Annotated in this window: 15 protein-coding genes; 6 read left to right on the forward strand and 9 right to left on the reverse strand. The window is 71.7% G+C overall.

All coding sequences use genetic code 11. From position 1 onward, the window contains the following. Window positions 1-232: 232 nt before the first annotated feature. From FLX07_RS31065 to FLX07_RS31080, 4 genes are all read left to right on the forward strand, one after another. Window positions 233-2,311 carry an endonuclease/exonuclease/phosphatase family protein gene (locus tag FLX07_RS31065; protein WP_142575255.1) on the forward strand — a complete coding sequence of 693 codons (2,079 nt, stop codon included), beginning with the start codon at window positions 233-235 and terminating at the stop codon, window positions 2,309-2,311. Window positions 2,312-2,377: 66 nt separating this feature from the next. Further along, window positions 2,378-2,842 carry an RrF2 family transcriptional regulator gene (locus FLX07_RS31070; protein ID WP_142575256.1) on the forward strand — a complete coding sequence of 155 codons (465 nt, stop codon included), beginning with the start codon at window positions 2,378-2,380 and terminating at the stop codon, window positions 2,840-2,842. Window positions 2,843-2,876: 34 nt separating this feature from the next. Then, entirely contained in the window at window positions 2,877-3,662 is a 786-nt protein-coding gene (locus tag FLX07_RS31075; RefSeq protein ID WP_142575257.1) for an Fpg/Nei family DNA glycosylase, read from the forward strand. A 65-nt stretch (window positions 3,663-3,727) separates the two neighbouring features. Then, entirely contained in the window at window positions 3,728-4,015 is a 288-nt protein-coding gene (locus tag FLX07_RS31080) for a VOC family protein (protein WP_189105091.1), read from the forward strand. 361 nt (window positions 4,016-4,376) lie between these two features. Here FLX07_RS31080 and FLX07_RS31085 read toward each other — a convergent pair whose 3' ends face one another. The 7 genes from FLX07_RS31085 to FLX07_RS31115 form a co-directional block, all read right to left on the reverse strand. Further along, window positions 4,377-4,733, reverse strand: coding sequence for a helix-turn-helix domain-containing protein (locus tag FLX07_RS31085; protein WP_142575258.1), 357 nt, complete (start codon window positions 4,731-4,733; stop codon window positions 4,377-4,379). Between the two features lie 253 nt (window positions 4,734-4,986). After that, a complete protein-coding gene (locus FLX07_RS31090) occupies window positions 4,987-5,481 on the reverse strand; it encodes a CinA family protein (RefSeq protein ID WP_142575259.1) in 495 nt (164 codons plus the stop codon). After that, window positions 5,478-6,152, reverse strand: a complete 675-nt coding sequence (gene pgsA / locus FLX07_RS31095; RefSeq protein ID WP_142575260.1) for a CDP-diacylglycerol--glycerol-3-phosphate 3-phosphatidyltransferase — start codon at window positions 6,150-6,152, stop codon at window positions 5,478-5,480. Before pgsA ends, FLX07_RS31090 begins: the two co-directional genes overlap by 4 nt. Next, complete coding sequence (gene rimO / locus FLX07_RS31100; protein WP_142575261.1) at window positions 6,149-7,561, reverse strand: 30S ribosomal protein S12 methylthiotransferase RimO; 1,413 nt, start codon at window positions 7,559-7,561, stop codon at window positions 6,149-6,151. The genes pgsA and rimO overlap by 4 nt, the downstream gene beginning before the upstream one ends. Before the next feature lie 30 nt (window positions 7,562-7,591). Continuing rightward, complete coding sequence (locus tag FLX07_RS31105) at window positions 7,592-8,305, reverse strand: helix-turn-helix domain-containing protein (RefSeq protein ID WP_167748458.1); 714 nt, start codon at window positions 8,303-8,305, stop codon at window positions 7,592-7,594. A gap of 218 nt (window positions 8,306-8,523) precedes the next feature. Further along, window positions 8,524-11,061, reverse strand: coding sequence for a DNA translocase FtsK (locus tag FLX07_RS31110; RefSeq protein WP_142575263.1), 2,538 nt, complete (start codon window positions 11,059-11,061; stop codon window positions 8,524-8,526). Window positions 11,062-11,071: 10 nt separating this feature from the next. Continuing rightward, a complete protein-coding gene (locus FLX07_RS31115; protein WP_142575264.1) occupies window positions 11,072-12,094 on the reverse strand; it encodes a helix-turn-helix transcriptional regulator in 1,023 nt (340 codons plus the stop codon). 32 nt (window positions 12,095-12,126) lie between these two features. Between FLX07_RS31115 and FLX07_RS31120 the strand changes: the two genes are divergently transcribed. Together FLX07_RS31120 and FLX07_RS31125 are read left to right on the forward strand one after the other, a co-directional pair. Next, window positions 12,127-13,002: an NmrA/HSCARG family protein gene (locus FLX07_RS31120; RefSeq protein WP_142575265.1), complete on the forward strand. Its 876-nt coding sequence runs from the start codon at window positions 12,127-12,129 to the stop codon at window positions 13,000-13,002. Between the two features lie 11 nt (window positions 13,003-13,013). Then, on the forward strand, window positions 13,014-13,514 hold the full coding sequence (locus tag FLX07_RS31125) for a cupin domain-containing protein (protein ID WP_142575266.1): 501 nt from the start codon (window positions 13,014-13,016) through the stop codon (window positions 13,512-13,514). A 107-nt stretch (window positions 13,515-13,621) separates the two neighbouring features. On the opposite strand, the gene FLX07_RS31130 is transcribed toward FLX07_RS31125, so the two are convergent. Both FLX07_RS31130 and FLX07_RS31135 read right to left on the reverse strand, forming a co-directional pair. Beyond that, on the reverse strand, window positions 13,622-14,848 hold the full coding sequence (locus FLX07_RS31130) for a hypothetical protein (RefSeq protein ID WP_142575267.1): 1,227 nt from the start codon (window positions 14,846-14,848) through the stop codon (window positions 13,622-13,624). Next, window positions 14,845-15,456, reverse strand: a complete 612-nt coding sequence (locus FLX07_RS31135) for a DUF6879 family protein (RefSeq protein WP_142575268.1) — start codon at window positions 15,454-15,456, stop codon at window positions 14,845-14,847. The genes FLX07_RS31130 and FLX07_RS31135 overlap by 4 nt, the downstream gene beginning before the upstream one ends. Between the last annotated feature and the right edge of the window lie 161 nt (window positions 15,457-15,617).

Consider the following 15,617-nt stretch of genomic DNA (forward strand, 5'->3'; position numbering starts at 1 on the left):
GCTCCTGCTTCCCATCGTCTGAGTCTCCGGCTCGCCGTCGGTGCGCCCACCCATGCCCCTCCGGTTCGCCCGGCCCCCGGCGGCGCTTCGACCACGTGCGCCCATGAATGAACAACAAGGTTTCCAGCAAGCTTAGCGACCCGGCAAAGGCGGAGAACGCCCCAGGTCGAACGTGTTGGTAACGCTCCCACCCTTCATGAGGATGGCTCATATGAGCCCCGAAGGGAGTGCCATGACCGAGACGGCCGGGCAACCGCACACCACACCGGCCCGCGGCCTTCCCGCTCCCCCGTGGCCACTGGTCATGCTCGTGACGGGTGTCGCGCTCCTGTTCGACGTGGTGCGGGTGTTCCTGCCGTCCCTCATCACCCTGTACGGCAGAGCGGGCGAGACCGACCCCGCGAGCATGGGGATGTACGCCGCGCTGTGGTTCGTCCTGCCGTTCGCCGCCGTCCCCGTGGCGCGGCTCACCTCGCCCCGGATCGTCAGGACGGCGGGCGCGGTGGCACTCGTCGCGGCCCGGCTCGGCCTGCAGGCCGCGGACGGGGGCACGCCCCAGCTTCTGCTCGCCTCCACCGGGGTCACGGCGGGCCTGGTCTTCCTCTACGGCTGCGCGCGGACGGTGGCGGGCACGTGGGTGCCGGCCGGGCTCGTCGGCGGCCTGGCCGGCGCGTCGATCCTCCACCTGGCCCTCGACCGGGTGGACCTCGTCTGGCGGGGAGGGCCGCTCCCCTGGCTCGCCGTCGTCGCGCTCTGCGCCGCCTTCCTCTGCGCCGCCTTCCTGCGGCCCGTACGGCTGTCGCCCGCGTCGCCCGTCCCCGCCCCGGCGGCCGTGTGGTTCGCCTTCGGCCCGATGCTCATGCTCGCGGGCATGTACTGCGGCGGCCCGGCCACACTCGCGCGGGACACCGGGCAGCACAGCGGGCAGCACGGCGCGCCCTTCACCGCCCTGGCGGTCGCGCTCCAGGTCGCCGCGCTGTGCGCCGCCGTCGTCTGTGCCTGGACGACATCGTGGGGCGTGAGGACGCGGCGGAGCCGGTGGGCGTCGTGGGATTTGGCGGCCGGGCTCTTCCTCGTCGCCGGGGTGGCGGCGGCCGAGATCGGCGTGCAGGGCCTGCCCGCCCTCGTGACGACGGTCGCCCTCGGGGCCTGCGCCGGCGCCGCCGGACGACAGGCGGGCGCCGCCGCGGAGAGCGCAGGCGGGCACCCGGGCGTCGCGGAGAGCGCAGACGGGCACGCGGCTGTTACGCGCACGGGCGGGCGCGGGGACACAGGCCGGCGCGGGGGCGTCGCGGCGCTGGGCGGGATGCTCGTGTTCCTGGCCGGGGCGTTCCTCTACTACGCGGCCTTCGACACGGATCTGGGCTTCCCCAACGCGCTGGTCCCGGTGGCCGTGGCCGTCCTGGTCGCCGTCCTGGTCGCCGTCGTGGCCGTGCCCGCGGGCCGGCGGCACCGGACCGCCGGGATCGACGCACAGGCTGCCCGGCGGGCGCCACGCCGATGGGTGTTGATCGCGCTGTCCCTGGCCCTGCCGCCCGCCCTCCTGACCGGCATCCTCACCTGGCAGTCGCCGCCCGCGACGAAATCGATCACCGGGAACGAGTTCACGCTCGTGGCGTACAACATCCGGATGGGCTTCGGGCTCGGCGGGCGGCTCGACCTCGACCGCATCGCCGCCTGGGCCGCGACGCGGCGTCCCGACGTGGTGCTGCTCAGCGAGGTGGACCGGGGCTGGCTGCTCAACGGCGGACACGACGACCTGGCGAGGATCGCCCGCGGCCTGGGCATGCGCTACTACTTCGCCCCCGCCGCGGACCGGCTCTGGGGCGACGCGCTGCTCACGAACCTGCCCGTCGCCGAGATCGGCTCGACCCGGCTCGGGCGGCACGGATACCCGACGGGCGCGCAGGCCCAGTCGATCGTGCTGGACGTCGGCGGCCACGAGGTGGGAATCGTGAACACGCACCTGCAGGAGCCGCGCGGGCAGGCGCCCGAGGTGGCGGCGATCGCCCGGCGGCTCGCCGCGAACACCCCGTCATCCGGCGCCGGCGAGGCCGGTACGCGACCGGTGATCGTGGCGGGAGACCTCAACACGACGCCGTCCGATCCCCAGATGCGCGTGCTGGAGGCCGCGGGCCTGTCCGACCCCCTGCGGGCGCTCGGCGACCCGCCGACCTCGCCCGCCGACGCCCCCGTGCGGCGCATCGACCACGTGCTGATCTCCGCCGGGCTCACCGCGGTGGCGGCCGTCGCGCCCCGGGTGCGGTTCTCCGACCACCTCCCGCTCGTCGTACGGCTCCGGCTCGATTAGGCCCGGACGGACCGTGTCGGCGGGCGGGCGTCCTACCGATGCCAACCAGGCGGGATAATCGACTACATGCGACTTTCTGCCCGTGTCGACTACGCCCTCCGTGCCGCCGCCGAACTCGCCGCGGCGGGTGAGGGACCCACCACGGTGGGCGAGCTGGCCAAGGAGCAGGAGATGCCCCCCAAATATCTGGAGAACATCCTGCTGCAGATGCGCCGCGCCGGACTGGTGCGCGGACAGCGCGGCCCAGAGGGGGGCTATGTCCTGGCACGCCCGGCCAGTCAGATCTCACTCGCCGACGTGATCCGCGCGGTGGACGGGCCGCTGGCCAACGTGCGCGGCGAGCGGCCCGAGCACGTCGGCTACCAGGGCGCCGCCCAGGCCCTGCAGCAGGTGTGGATCGCGCTGCGGGCGAGTGAGCGGGCCATTCTCGAAGAGGTCACCCTGGAGCAGATCGCCAAGGGCGAGCTGCCGCCCCGGGTGACCGATCTCGCCGCCGACCCGGCGGCGTGGAACTCGCACACGCCGGTGTGAGCCGCCTGAACCCGATCCTCCCGGGAGGAGAGCCGTGCCGGAGGGTGACGCCGTCTACCGGACCGCCAAGCGGCTCAGGCAGGCCCTCGACGGCCGCAGGCTGATCCGCAGCGACTTCCGGGTGCCCCGGTACGCCACCGCCGATCTGCGCGGCCGGACCGTGCTGACGACGGTCTCACGCGGCAAGCACCTCCTGACCCGGGTGGAGGGCGGGCTCACCGTCCACACCCACCTGCGCATGGAGGGAAGCTGGCGGGTGGACCCGGCGGGCCGTCCGGCGCCGCGCGGCGACGTGGTCCGGCTGATCCTCGCCAACATCCAGTGGCAGGCGGTCGGCACGCGGCTGGGGATGGTCGATCTCGTGCCGACCGACCGTGAGGCACGGGTCGTGGGACACCTCGGCCCGGACCTGCTCGGGCCGGACTGGGACGCCGCCCTCGCCGTACGAAACCTGCTGCGCGCTCCGGCACGGACGATCGGCGAAGCCCTGCTCGACCAGCGCGACCTGGCGGGCCTCGGCACGATCTGGCGGGCCGAGACGCTGTACGCCGCGCGGATGTCCCCCTGGCGTCCGGTGGGCTCGATCCCGCAGGACGAGCTGGAGGCGCTGGTCGCGGTCGCCCATCGTCTGATCGACGCGAGCAAGGACGCGCCGCTCCCGGTGACGACGGGCGATCCGCGCCCCGGGCGGTCCCTGCTCGTCTACGGCAGGGCACGCCGCCCGTGCCGCCGCTGCGGCAGCCCGATCAGCGGCGGGGAGATGGGAGCGCAGCCGGCCGAGCGGCTGATCTACTGGTGCCCCGCCTGCCAGCAGAGCTGAGAGCCGACAATAGGGCGATACGTCGACACGAAGGGAATGCCGTGCCGCCCACCGCCGCCCGCGTCATGCTGCTCGTCCTGTACACCGATCGGCTGGAGGAGTGCCGTGCCTTCTACGGCGCGCTCGGCGTCGAATTCACCCGGGAGCGGCACGGCGAGGGCCCGCGGCACTACGCCGCCGTCCTGGCCGACGGCACCGTGTTCGAGTTGTACCCGGCGACCGCCGAGCGCAGAACCGGAGCCGTGCGGCTCGGTCTCCACCTGGACGGCGCCACCGCCGAGCCGCGGATGGAACCCGGCCGGCACCTCCTGACCGACCCGGACGGCAGGGTGGTCGAGATCCAGGCATCGTGACCGCCGCGGTCGGCGGCAGGGGCGGCCCCGGCGGGGAAGCCGGGGACGGGCCGCGAGGAGACGGCCGCACAAAGACGAGGGGAGCCACGCGACCGAGGGGCGTGAGGACGCCACGGGACGGCGGCGCGGAAGAGACTCGGGTCATATAGACACGGAAACGGGCCTGCGGGGGCCAGGCGCCCACCCGTGGGATCGGGACAGGCACCCGGGTCCGGGTCCACCCGGACTGCGGGCGCGGAGCCACGCCTGACTTCTTCTCGCCGGGCGTGTCCTGACGAGCCGGTGTTATGAGGTCGAGGGAACGGTCAGGCGAAGTCGCGCAGACGCCGACCGCGGGCGAAGCGGGACGTCCAGGCGCCACCTAGGCGGCGACCATGTCCTTGACCTCGGGGAAACCGTCGAATTCCGGCCCTGCGGGGACGGTCTCCGGGATGGGCAGGCGCTCGTGCTCAGGCACCTCTGCCAGCACGGGGGCGGCCTGCAGTTCGGCCAGCGCGAACTGGTCGGACACCTCACGCAACACCTGGGACAGCGGGACCCCGAGCGCCCCGCAGATCGAGGCGAGCAGTTCGGAGGAGGCTTCCTTCTGACCGCGCTCGACCTCGGACAGATAGCCGAGTGAGACACGCGCCAGAGTGGAGACCTCGCGAAGGGTGCGATTCTGCCGCACCCTCAGCCGCCGCAGCACGTCACCGAGCAGCTGACGCAGCAGGATCATCTGTCGCTCCCTCCCCAAGGGTGGCGCCTTCACGACGCCTCTCACGGTGGGCTCATGTCGCCCCTTCTTCATCTGCCCTTCGTACATACGCCTCGCCGTCATCATGGGTTCGCTCGGCCCCTTCGCCGGGCGTGCGCCTGTCTTGCTCCTCGCCTTTGGCTCACGGACCTCACTCACAGCTCCACCGTACCTGTAGAGGGCAACACCGCGGCAGACCGAGGCGAGCATGTTCGCTGGGGACGTAACGCGGTAATCACCCCGGATGTTCCCCCAATTTTGCCTTCAGCACACCTTCCAGCAAGCTCAGCGCCTCCTGGCAGGTGGCAGTTCTAATACCGTCCCTGTCTCCGGTCAACCGCAGGTCGCGGTGCCAGAGCCGCTCTCCCGGTCCCGCCAGCGCGATGTGGACCGTGCCGACCGGCTTGCCGTCCTGGGGATCGGGGCCGGCGACCCCGGTCACCGCCAGGCCGTAGTCGGAGTCGGAGAGCTTGCGCACTCCCGTGGCCATGGCCGCGGCCACGCCGGGGTGCACCGCTCCCTCCCTGTCGAGGAGGTCGGACGGCACGCCGAGGACGCTCGCCTTGAGATCCGTGGCGTAGGCGATCACTCCGCCCCGGAAGGCGGCCGAGGCCCCCATCGGACCGGTCATCGCCGCCCCGATCAGGCCGCCCGTGAGCGACTCCGCCACGGCGACCGTCGCGCCCTGGCGAACCAGCAGCGACAGCACCTCGCTCGCCACGCCCATCATCGGCTTCGCGCGCTCCTCGCCACCTGCCGCAGCCGCACCGCCCGGACCACGTAGTCGGCGCCGGTCCCCACCGTGACCACCAGGGCGAGGCCCATGGCCACCCACCTGATCAGGTCCGGCACCCCCGGCACGATGTAGAGCGCGATGGCCACGATCTGCAGCACGGTCTTGACCTTGCCGCCGTAACTGGCCGGGATGACCCCGTGCCGGATCACGAGGAAGCGCAGCAGCGTCACCCCCGCCTCACGGGCGATGATCACCACGGTGACCCACCACGGGACCTCACCGAGGTAGGAAAGGCTGAGCAGCGCGGCGCCGATCAGCGCCTTGTCCGCGATCGGATCGGCGATCTTGCCGAAGTCGGTGACCAGCGCGTACTTCCTGGCGAGCCAGCCGTCGAGCTGGTCGGTGAGGGACGCGAGCAGGAAGACGCCGAGGGCCGCCAGGCGCCAGCCCTCCCCCTCGACGAACAGGAAGACGATGAAGACGGGGACGATCGCCAGCCGGGCGATGGTCAGGACGTTCGCGATGTTCCAGGTGCTGACGTGACGGATAGCGCCGTCTCCGGTGCCGTCCGCGGCGGGCACGGCGGCGACCGGCGGCGCCGCGGGCTCCGGTGTCACCTCTCCCGGGCCCGCCACGTCCACCGGCGGCTCACCGCGCTCCGTCATGTGCCTGCCTTGATCCGGGCGATGAGGTCGACCCCCTCGGAGTCGACGGCGACCGCTTGGACGATCTGGCCGGGAACCAGCCCGATCCCCTGGACCGTGACCGCACCGTCCACCTCGGGGCCCTGGTGGGCCGCCCGGCCCTCGTATCCGCCGTCCCCGAGGTCCTCCTCGATCAGGACCTCCAGCTCGGTGCCGATGCGCTCCTCGGCCCGCTGAGCGGTCAGCTCCTCGGCGAGCTCGGTCAGCGTCGCGACCCGCTCGTCGATCACGTCCTGACCGAGCTTGCCCTCGAAGCCGTACGCGTCGGTGCCCTCCTCGTCGGAGTAGCCGAAGACGCCGATGACGTCCAGCCTGGCCTCCTCCAGGAAGCCCACCAGCTCGTCGAACTCCTCCTGGGTCTCCCCCGGGAATCCGACGATGAAGTTGGACCTGACGCCCGCCTCGGGCGCGCGGTCGCGGATCTGCGCGAGCAGGTCGAGGAACCGCTTGGGGTCGCCGAAGCGCCGCATCCGCCGCAGCACGGTCCCGCTGGCGTGCTGGAAGGACAGGTCGAAGTAGGGCACGACCCCCTCAGTGGAGGCGATCACGTCGAGCAGCCCGGGCCGCAGCTCGGCGGGCTGCAGGTAGCTGACCCGCACCCGCTCGATGCCCTCGGTCGCGGCGAGCGGGGGCAGCAGCTTCTCCAGCGCGCGCAGGTCGCCCAGGTCCTTGCCGTACGACGTGGAGTTCTCGCTGACCAGCACGAGCTCCCTGACGCCCTGTCCGGCCAGCCAGGCGGCCTCGGCGAGCAGGTCCTCCGGGCGGCGCGAGACGTACGAGCCGCGGAAGGCCGGGATCGCGCAGAACGTGCAGCGCCGGTCGCAGCCGGACGCGAGCTTCATCGAGGCCACCGGCCCCGAGCCGAGCCGCTTGCGCAGCGTGCGCGGGCCGCTGGCGGGGGCGACGCCCTCCGGCAGCGGGTCCTCCTGGGCGTGACCGGGAATGTGGGCCCGGGCGGCCGCGCGCTCCACCGGCGTGATCGGCAGGAGCGTGCGGCGGTCCCGCGGCGAGTGCGGGACCAGCGGCCTGCCCGCGAGGACGTCGTCGAGACGCTCCCCGATCGCGGCGTAGTCGTCGAAGGAGATCACGGTCGCCTCGGGCAGGGCGCCGGCGAGCTGCGCGCCGTACCGTTCGGCCATGCAGCCCGCCGCCACCACCTTCGCGCCCGAGTCGGCCGCGGCGAGCAGGGTGTCGATGGAGTCCTTCTTCGCCGAATCGATGAAGCCACACGTGTTGACGACGACGACGTCGGGATCGTCGTCATCGGTGTGCCAGCCGGCGGCCTCCAGCCGCGCGGCCAGCTCCTCGGAGTCGACCTCGTTGCGGGCGCAGCCCAGCGTGATCAGCGATACGGTTCGGCGAGAAGACATGATGCGAACTACGGTATCGGCAGTCGGCGATTAACGGGGACTCGGGCCACCCGCGTCGAAGGTCCGGCGGATCATCTGGCCGTCCTTGCCGGGCGTGCCGAGGTCCCTTCCGTTGACCTCCAGCCGCACCGCCCCCGCGTCGCCGATGGTCACCTTCATCCGGTCCTTGGCCGAATAGGTCGTGGTCTTGCCCTCGGGCAGCGTTCCCTGAAAGATCTCCTTGCCCTTGGCGTCCTTGACGCTGAGGTAGGACTGCTTGCGCGCGGTGACCTTCACCACCACGACGCCGGGCGCGAGGGCCTCCTCGACGGTCTTCTTCTCGTGGCCCTTGTCGTGACGCGCGTGCGGCGCCGTCACCGGGAGCTGGGCGGCCGTCGGGCCCGTCTTCCCGCCGGAGCCCCCGAGCATCCGCGCGATGACGACGACCGCGACGATGGCCAGGGCCACCGCGACGGCCATCGTCCAGTTGGGGACCCTGCGGGCCCGCTCCCCCACGTCGCCCCTGAACACCGCCGACGCCTTGACCGGTGACGCGATGTCGGCGTTCTCCTGCTCGTACTGCCGCAGGATCTCGTCCGGGTCCAGACCGAGGTCGGAGGCGATGGTCCGGATGTGCCCCCGCGCGTAGAAGTCCCCCACCGAGAAGTCGTCGCGCTCGAAGCGTTCGATGACGGTCTCACGCACCCGCGTGCGCTCGCTGAGCTGACGCACGGTCAGTCCGGCGCGCTCACGGGCTTCGGCCAAAACAGCACCAACGCTCATCGTTCCGCCCCCCTGTCTCCAACCGCACCGTCTTCCAGCTCGCCCCACGATGCGTAGTTAGTCACATTCAATCAGTAACTGACTACGGAGGGTACCCAGGGGTGGACGCGGAGCAACTCTCCTGTCACTTCCGCAACGGTTTCAGGGCAAGACGAGAGGGACGCGGCCGCCGACCGGCACGCGTCGTGAGCGACGGGCTCTCAGCCGGTCTCCCCGCGCATCTCGGCGAGCAGGCCGGGCAGGTCGTCGGGCTTGGCGAGCACCTCGCGGGCCTTGGACCCCTCGCTAGGGCCGACCACGTTGCGGCTCTCCAGCAGGTCCATCAGCCGGCCGGCCTTGGCGAAGCCCACGCGCAGCTTGCGCTGGAGCATGGACGTGGAGCCGAACTGGGTCGACACGATCAGCTCGGTGGCCTGGATCAGCAGGTCGAGGTCGTCGCCGATCTCCTCGTCGACCTCCCGCTTGGCGGCGGCGGGCGCGGCGACGTCCTCCCGATACTCGGCCTGCATCTGGGCCTTGCAGTGGGCGACGATGTCCGCGATCTCCTTCTCGGAGACGAACGCGTTCTGCAGCCGCATCGGCTTGCTCGCGCCCATGGGCAGGAACAGCGCGTCGCCCTGCCCGACGAGCTTCTCGGCTCCCGGCTGGTCGAGGATGACCCGCGAGTCGGCCAGCGAGGATGTGGCGAACGCCAGCCGCGAGGGCACGTTCGCCTTGATCAGACCGGTGACGACGTCCACGGACGGCCGCTGGGTGGCGATGACCAGGTGGATGCCGGCGGCCCGGGCGAGCTGTGTGATGCGGACGATCGAGTCCTCCACGTCACGCGGCGCGACCATCATCAGGTCGGCCAGCTCGTCCACGATCACCAGCAGGTACGGGTACGGCTGGTAGACGCGCTCGCTGCCCGGCGGCGGCACCAGCTTGCCCGCGCGCACGGCCTTGTTGAAGTCGTCCACGTGCCGGAAGCCGCTGGCCGCCAGGTCGTCGTACCGCCGGTCCATCTCGCCCACCACCCATTCGAGGGCCTCGGCGGCCTTCTTCGGGTTGGTGATGATGGGCGTGATGAGGTGCGGGATGCCCTCGTACGAGGTGAGCTCGACCCGCTTGGGGTCGACCAGCACCATGCGGACCTCGTCGGGCGTGGCCCGCAGAAGGATCGAAGAGATCAGCCCGTTGATGCAGGTCGACTTGCCCGCGCCGGTGGCGCCCGCGATGAGGATGTGCGGCATCTTGGCCAGGTTGGCCACGATGGTGCGGCCCTCGACGTCCTTGCCGAGCCCGACGATCATCGGGTGGTGGTCGGCCTGGGCCACCCGCGAGCGCAGCACGTCGCCGAGCGACACGAGGTCCTTGTCGACGTTGGGGATCTCCACGCCGATCGCCGACTTGCCGGGGATGGGAGACAGGATCCGGACGTCCGCGGACTTGACGGCGTAGGCGATGTTCTTGGTGAGCGCGGTGACCTTCTCCACCTTGACGGCCGGGCCCAGCTCGATCTCGTACCTGGTCACCGTCGGGCCCCGGGTGAAGCCGACCACCTGCGCGTCGATGGCGAACTGCTCCAGCACGCTGGTCAGCGCGTTCACGACCGTCCGGTTGGCCTTGGTCTCCTGCTTGGGCGCGCTGCCCGGGCGCAGCGTCGTGAGGTCCGGCAGCGTGTACGGCCCCTCCTGGCTGGACAGGACGAGCTGCTCCACCTTGCGCGGCGCGGGGGTCGGCAGCGGAGGCTGAGGCACCGGCTTGGGTATCTCCGGCTCGGTCGGCTCGGCCGACTCCGCGGCGTCGTCCATGAGGCCGGGGACGATCTCCGGCGAGTGCTCCTTGTCCGACAGCACGGGCGTGTCGTACGGCTTGACGCCGTCGCCGCCCTCGGCGTCGCGCCTGCCGCCCTGCTGCTTGCGCGTGCGCCTCCTGGCCGGTGCGGGGGTCTTGCGGGGCTCCCCGGTCTCCTCCGGCCGGTGGAAGAGCATGTGCTGGATCTCGGCGAGGCGCTCGGGGACGCGGTGGACCGGAGTCGCGGTGATCACCAGCAGGCCGAAGCCGGACAGCATCACCAGCAGCGGGATCGTGATGAACGCCGGCAGGATGCTCGACGGCGGAGCCGAGACGATGAAGCCGATCATGCCGCCCGCCGCCGACACGTTGTCCATGCCGTCGTTGGGCCCCCCGGAGGGGTACGGCGTGCCGTGGGCGACGTGCACGATCCCGAGGATCCCGGCCAGCAGCGCGGTCCAGCCGATGCCCATCCTGCCGGTCTCGGCGTTCTGGTCGGGGTGGCGCAGCAGCCGCCAGGCGAGCAGCGCGAGCAGCACGGGCACCGCCCAGGCGAGCGATCCCACCGTCCCGCGCACCACGGCGTCGACGAACTCGGCGAATCCCGTCTTGGTTTCCCGCCAGGTCAGGGCGGCGAGCACGATGGCGCCCGCGAGCACCGACAGCCCCTGCCCGTCGCGGCGGTGCGCGGGGTCGAGGTCGCGGGCTCCCTGCCCGAGCGCCCGCGCCGCCATGCCCACGCCGTTCGCCACCAGCATCCACATGCCGATGACGAGCTTGCCGATCACGAGGAAGAACCAGCTGATCGGGTCCTGTCCGGTGGCGACCGGCCGCTTGGGCGCGGGCCGGGGCGCCGCCCTGCCTCGGGAGCCCGCAGGGGATCGCTTCGCGGAAGCCGTACGGGATCCGGAGCGCGAGGCGGGGCGCTTGCCGGACCCCTGTCCGGACGTACGGGTGGCCATGATGCCGAAGTTACCCCGGATGCGAGCGATTACCGGGGCGGCGCGCCGGAAGGCCGCCCTGCGAGGCGCTGCCGTCCGGGGCGCCGCCGGGATCGCCGTCTGGGGCGCTCCGCCCGTCGAGGAGCGCGGTCACCCGCCTGCGACCGTCCTCGTCCGCCGGCACCTGCAGCACCAGCAGGAGATCGGGGTGCTCCGCCGGGCGCAGCTGGAACATCTCCAGATCCAGCCGCCCGATCTCCGGGTGGTCGATCGCGACCGTCGCGGGCCTGAACCGGCGGACCGGGTAGTCCGCCCACCACTCCCGGAACTCCGGGCTGGCCTCGCTCAGCTCCGCCACCAGCGCCGTGAAGGCGGGGTCCCCCTGCCGGTGTCCCATCGCGGCGCGGAACTGGCTGATCAGGGCGCGGGCGGCGGGTTCCCAACGGACCATCCGGGCACGGTTGCCGGCGTCGGTGAACATCATCCACAGCAGGTTCCGCCTGCCCGGCGGGAGCGTCAGCGGATCGTGGCGGAGCAGGGTGTAAGGGGTGTTCCAGGCCAGATAGTCGAAGCGCGCGTCGTACACGGAGGCGGCGTTCGGGGCGGCGGCGTCCACCAGGCGCCGCAGCCGGTCCCGCGGCCGCTCCGCCTCGCCGGACGGCGTCTCCGGCGTGTCCGGTGGGGCCAGTCCGGCCAGGTCGCGCAGGTGGCGGTGTTCGTCGGGATCGAGCAGCAGCGCACGGGCCAGCGCGTCGATCACCTGCGCCGACGCCGAGATGTCCCGTCCCTGTTCCAGGTAGGTGTACCAGGTGACGCCGACACCCGAGAGCTCGGCGATCTCCTCGCGGCGCAGGCCGGGGGTGCGGCGCAGGGCCGGATCGCCTTCCGGCAGGCCGACGTCGGCCGGATGCAGGCGGGCCCGCCGGGCGCGGAGGAACGCGCCGAGCTCGGCCCTGCGGCCCGACGCCCTGGCGCGGCGGCCGGGCGCGTTACTGGCAGCACGAGTGCCAGGACCGCCGGACGCCGTCTCGTTATCGTGACGTCCATGATCCATCACACCGCGAGTCTGCCACGGAGGTAGGCGCCATGAGCGATCCCGTACTAGTGGTCGGCGCAACGGGCCAGCAGGGCGGCGCGACCGCGCGCCGACTGCTCGCCCGGGGCCGGAGCGTACGCGCCCTGGTGCGCGACCCGGGCGGTTCCGCCGCGAGGGCCCTGGAGGAGTCGGGGGCGGAACTCGCCGTGGGCGACCTCGACGACGAGGGGTCGCTGCGCCGCGCGATGGGGGGCGTGGACGGGGTCTTCCTGGCGCTGACCATGATGCAGGGCCCGAAGATCACCGTCGAGGGCGCCGCCGCCGAGGAGCGGCGGGGCCTGACGGTGGCCCGGCTGGCGGCCGAGATCGGCACGGGCCACCTGGTGTACAGCTCGGTCCCCGGCACGGACCACCCTTCCGGAATCCCCCACATCGAGAGCAAGGCACGGATCGAGCGCGAGATCCACGCGCTCGGGCTGCCGGCGACGATCCTGCGCCCGGTCTCCTTCATGGAGAACTTCACCACCTACAACCGGCCGGTCCTGGAGGACGGCACGCTGGTCGTGCGGCTCCCCGCGCAGCCCGGCACCCCGATGCAGCTGATCGGCGTCGAGGACATCGGGGTGTTCGCCGCCCTCGCCTTCGAGCGCCCCGGACGCTTCCTCGGCCGTACGGTCGACCTGGGCGGCGACGAGCTCACCCCGCCTGAGATCGCCGCCACGTTCGGCCGGGTGTGCGGCCTGCCGGCCCGCTTCGAACGGACGCCCATCGAGCAGGTGCGCGCGTTCGACGAGTGGGTGGCCCGGATGTTCGAGTTCTTCGAGGAGCAACCGCCCGCACAGGTCGATCTGCGGGCCCTGCGCCCCGAGCACCCGGGCCTGATGACCTTGGAAACGTGGCTGCGCGCCACCGGCTGGAAAGCGTGAGGGTCAAGGACATGACCGACGGACTGCTGCTGCCGCCGGGAGGCGGCGACACGATTCAGGCGATGACGCTGAAGGTCGGCGCGGAGCAGACGGCGGGGTGGTCGGTCTTCGAGGCCGTGGTCGCCCCCGGTTTCGACGTCGGGGCGCATCTGCATCACGAGGCGGAGGAGATGTTCTACGTCATCGACGGCGAGCTCGACCTCCTCGCCTTCCATCCGGCCGCCGCGGCGGGCTCCGACTGGCGGTCCTGGCGGTCGGACAGCGGCGCCGAGGTGCTGCGGGGCGGGCCCGGGAGCTTCATGCACGTGCCGGCCGGCTGCCCCCACGCGTTCTTCAACCCCGGCCCGGAACCGGCCCGGATGCTGTTCGTCGTGACCCCGGCGGGTCACGAGACCTACCTGCGGGAGCTCACCAGGATGCTGGCCGCGGGGCCGCCGGACCAGGCAGAGATCACGGCGCTGCGCGCCCGGCACGACATCCAGCAGCTGACCCCGCTCACGAACCGCGCCTGACCGCGACTCCCCCGGCGGGCGGTGGCGCACCCGGCTGGACCGCGCCGTCTCGGGAACCCGCCGGGGATTCCTTCTTCGCGGAATGATGCCAAGCCGTGATGCCGAGGTCAGTCGCGAGGCGGGCAGACACCCCGCAAGCCGGCGGAGCGAGCCGGGCGCGTCAGTCTCGCGACGAGCCGCCTCACCCGTGGTCCGTGCCTGCGGAGCCAGGCCCTCGCCCACACCCCCTGGTAGCCGGCGACGACTCCCAGCGTCACCAGGGCGTCGACGACACCGAGCATGTCGTCGTGCCGGGAGAGCCCGTCGATGGACCGGGCGAGCAGCGCGACGGTGAAGGGGACGGAGATCAGGAGAAAGACGCCGAGGCAGAGCCCCGTTCCGGCGACGAGGAGGGCGCTGTAGAGCCTGACGAACCGGCGTTGCCGGCGCTCCAGCCCGGCGAGCGGGTCCGAGGTGGACGCCCGAGCGACCCGGCGAAGCAGATGCAGGACGAAGGCGGTCGCGTCGGCGTAGAGGTTGCGGCACCCCGCCAGATCCTGGACCAGGAAATACAGGTCGGTGCGCATGAAGACGAAGAACTGCAACGCCAGCCCTGTCATCTCGGTGAGAGCGATGACGGACAGCAGCACGTTGCCGCCGAACAGTGCCGTCCCCAGCAGGCAGCCGGCCAGGACGCTCGCGTCCACCGCTATCCCCGCCAGGTAGACGGTCAGGCGGATCCGCCGCTCGGCGAGCCAGATGCCGGAGACATCGGTCTGCGCGGCCAGGAACTGAAGCCGTGTGTCCACCCGGATGCGTCCCGGGACTCCCGCGGCCCGCGCGGTGAGGAGGTGGGCGAGCTCGTGGAGTGAGACCAGCACCGCCACCAGGGCGACTTCACTCAGTACGATCAGTGTGCCGTGGTCGCTCCAGAGCAAGGAGCGCCACCGGGGAACGACCTCAGGCCGGAGCACCGCGGCGACGAATCCGCTGAACACGAGCAGGCCGAGTGCGGCGTGCAGCACCGGGCTCAGCGTCCATCGCACCATCCGCCCGGTTATCCGGGGAAGCGACGGCGCAGGGGTTCCGGTGTCGGCGAAAACTCGATCGCCGATCGACTCCACCATCCCCACGGCCGCCAGGTCGTCCACGAACGCGGACACGTCGAGCTCCGCCCTCAGCTCGGTTCTGAGCTCCTCGCGGGTCTCGGGGATCGTCCGCCCGCTGTCGAGCAGTTCGATCGCACGCTTCCCGGCATGGGGCACCGCGATGCACACGCCGGTCTCCACCCGCCCGACGACCCACCCGTCCCCGTCCTCGCGAAATCCCAGGGGGCGCAGCCGGACACGCGTCATCGCGCTGATACGCCGATCCGGGGCGGGGCCAGCGGCATCACCCGCTTGTCCACGTACGCCAGCAGGTCTTCACCGCGGTCGTACAGGGAGGACACGATGGAACCCCACGTACGGACGGCTTCGTCGTCGTCTATCCTCCGCGCGCCGCGACACGCGCCGCCCTGCTCGTACTGAACGTGGTACATCCGCCTGCCGGGAAACACGACGAGCTCCGGAAGGGGGCCGTCCATCTCGATGGCGGCCACCTCGCGGGCGTCCAGGACTCTGCCGCGCTCTCCCAGGCGCATGCGCAGGGCGAGGAGGTGAAGTTCCCACTGCAGGTACGCGGTGAGGGGCGTCTCGACGACCCGCACGCGCCGCAGTTCTCCCTTGGCGGGAAGATCCGCGGCGATCGCTGCACGGGCCTCGTCCAGCAGCTCCAGGGACCGCCGCCAGTCTCCCTCTCGCATCGCGTTCCAGCTCGGATCCGTCCCTTCGTCGAAGGACTGGGCGCGCTCCAGTTTCCAGATCACACCGTCGACGTCGTGAAAGATTTCCAGGAAATCCGCCGCATACTCCTCCATGGGCAGCATCGTGCCCGGTACGGCCTCCAGTCGGGGTATTTTCATGCCTCACCAGTATTCATTCTCACAAATCGATGGCCCGGATGGCGATCGGAAGATCGACCGTCCGGACCATCGCCGGTCAGCTGTTCGAGTTCCCGCTGTAGGTTTGCGTGGTCTCGATTCTGTCAAGCAGCCGGATTGATATCTTTCCAACCACGTCATCG

Origin of the sequence: Microbispora bryophytorum, assembly GCF_006874465.1 — a bacterium.
In the GTDB taxonomy this organism is placed as follows: Bacteria; Actinomycetota; Actinomycetes; order Streptosporangiales; family Streptosporangiaceae; genus Microbispora; species Microbispora bryophytorum.

Bases quoted from the DNA above. Each gene is read 5' to 3' on its own strand.
- FLX07_RS31090 (WP_142575259.1), bottom strand. From the start codon at position 5,481: ATGATGGGCGTGGCGAGCGAGGTGCTGTCGCTGCTGGTTCGCCAGGGC.
- FLX07_RS31125 (WP_142575266.1), top strand. From the start codon at position 13,014: ATGACCGACGGACTGCTGCTGCCGCCGGGAGGCGGCGACACGATTCAG.
- FLX07_RS31080 (WP_189105091.1), top strand. From the start codon at position 3,728: ATGCTGCTCGTCCTGTACACCGATCGGCTGGAGGAGTGCCGTGCCTTC.
- pgsA (WP_142575260.1), bottom strand. From the start codon at position 6,152: ATGACGGAGCGCGGTGAGCCGCCGGTGGACGTGGCGGGCCCGGGAGAG.
- FLX07_RS31120 (WP_142575265.1), top strand. From the start codon at position 12,127: ATGAGCGATCCCGTACTAGTGGTCGGCGCAACGGGCCAGCAGGGCGGC.
- FLX07_RS31115 (WP_142575264.1), bottom strand. From the start codon at position 12,094: ATGGATCATGGACGTCACGATAACGAGACGGCGTCCGGCGGTCCTGGC.
- FLX07_RS31070 (WP_142575256.1), top strand. From the start codon at position 2,378: ATGCGACTTTCTGCCCGTGTCGACTACGCCCTCCGTGCCGCCGCCGAA.
- rimO (WP_142575261.1), bottom strand. From the start codon at position 7,561: ATGTCTTCTCGCCGAACCGTATCGCTGATCACGCTGGGCTGCGCCCGC.
- FLX07_RS31130 (WP_142575267.1), bottom strand. From the start codon at position 14,848: ATGACGCGTGTCCGGCTGCGCCCCCTGGGATTTCGCGAGGACGGGGAC.
- FLX07_RS31135 (WP_142575268.1), bottom strand. From the start codon at position 15,456: ATGAAAATACCCCGACTGGAGGCCGTACCGGGCACGATGCTGCCCATG.
- FLX07_RS31085 (WP_142575258.1), bottom strand. From the start codon at position 4,733: ATGATCCTGCTGCGTCAGCTGCTCGGTGACGTGCTGCGGCGGCTGAGG.
- FLX07_RS31065 (WP_142575255.1), top strand. From the start codon at position 233: ATGACCGAGACGGCCGGGCAACCGCACACCACACCGGCCCGCGGCCTT.
- FLX07_RS31110 (WP_142575263.1), bottom strand. From the start codon at position 11,061: ATGGCCACCCGTACGTCCGGACAGGGGTCCGGCAAGCGCCCCGCCTCG.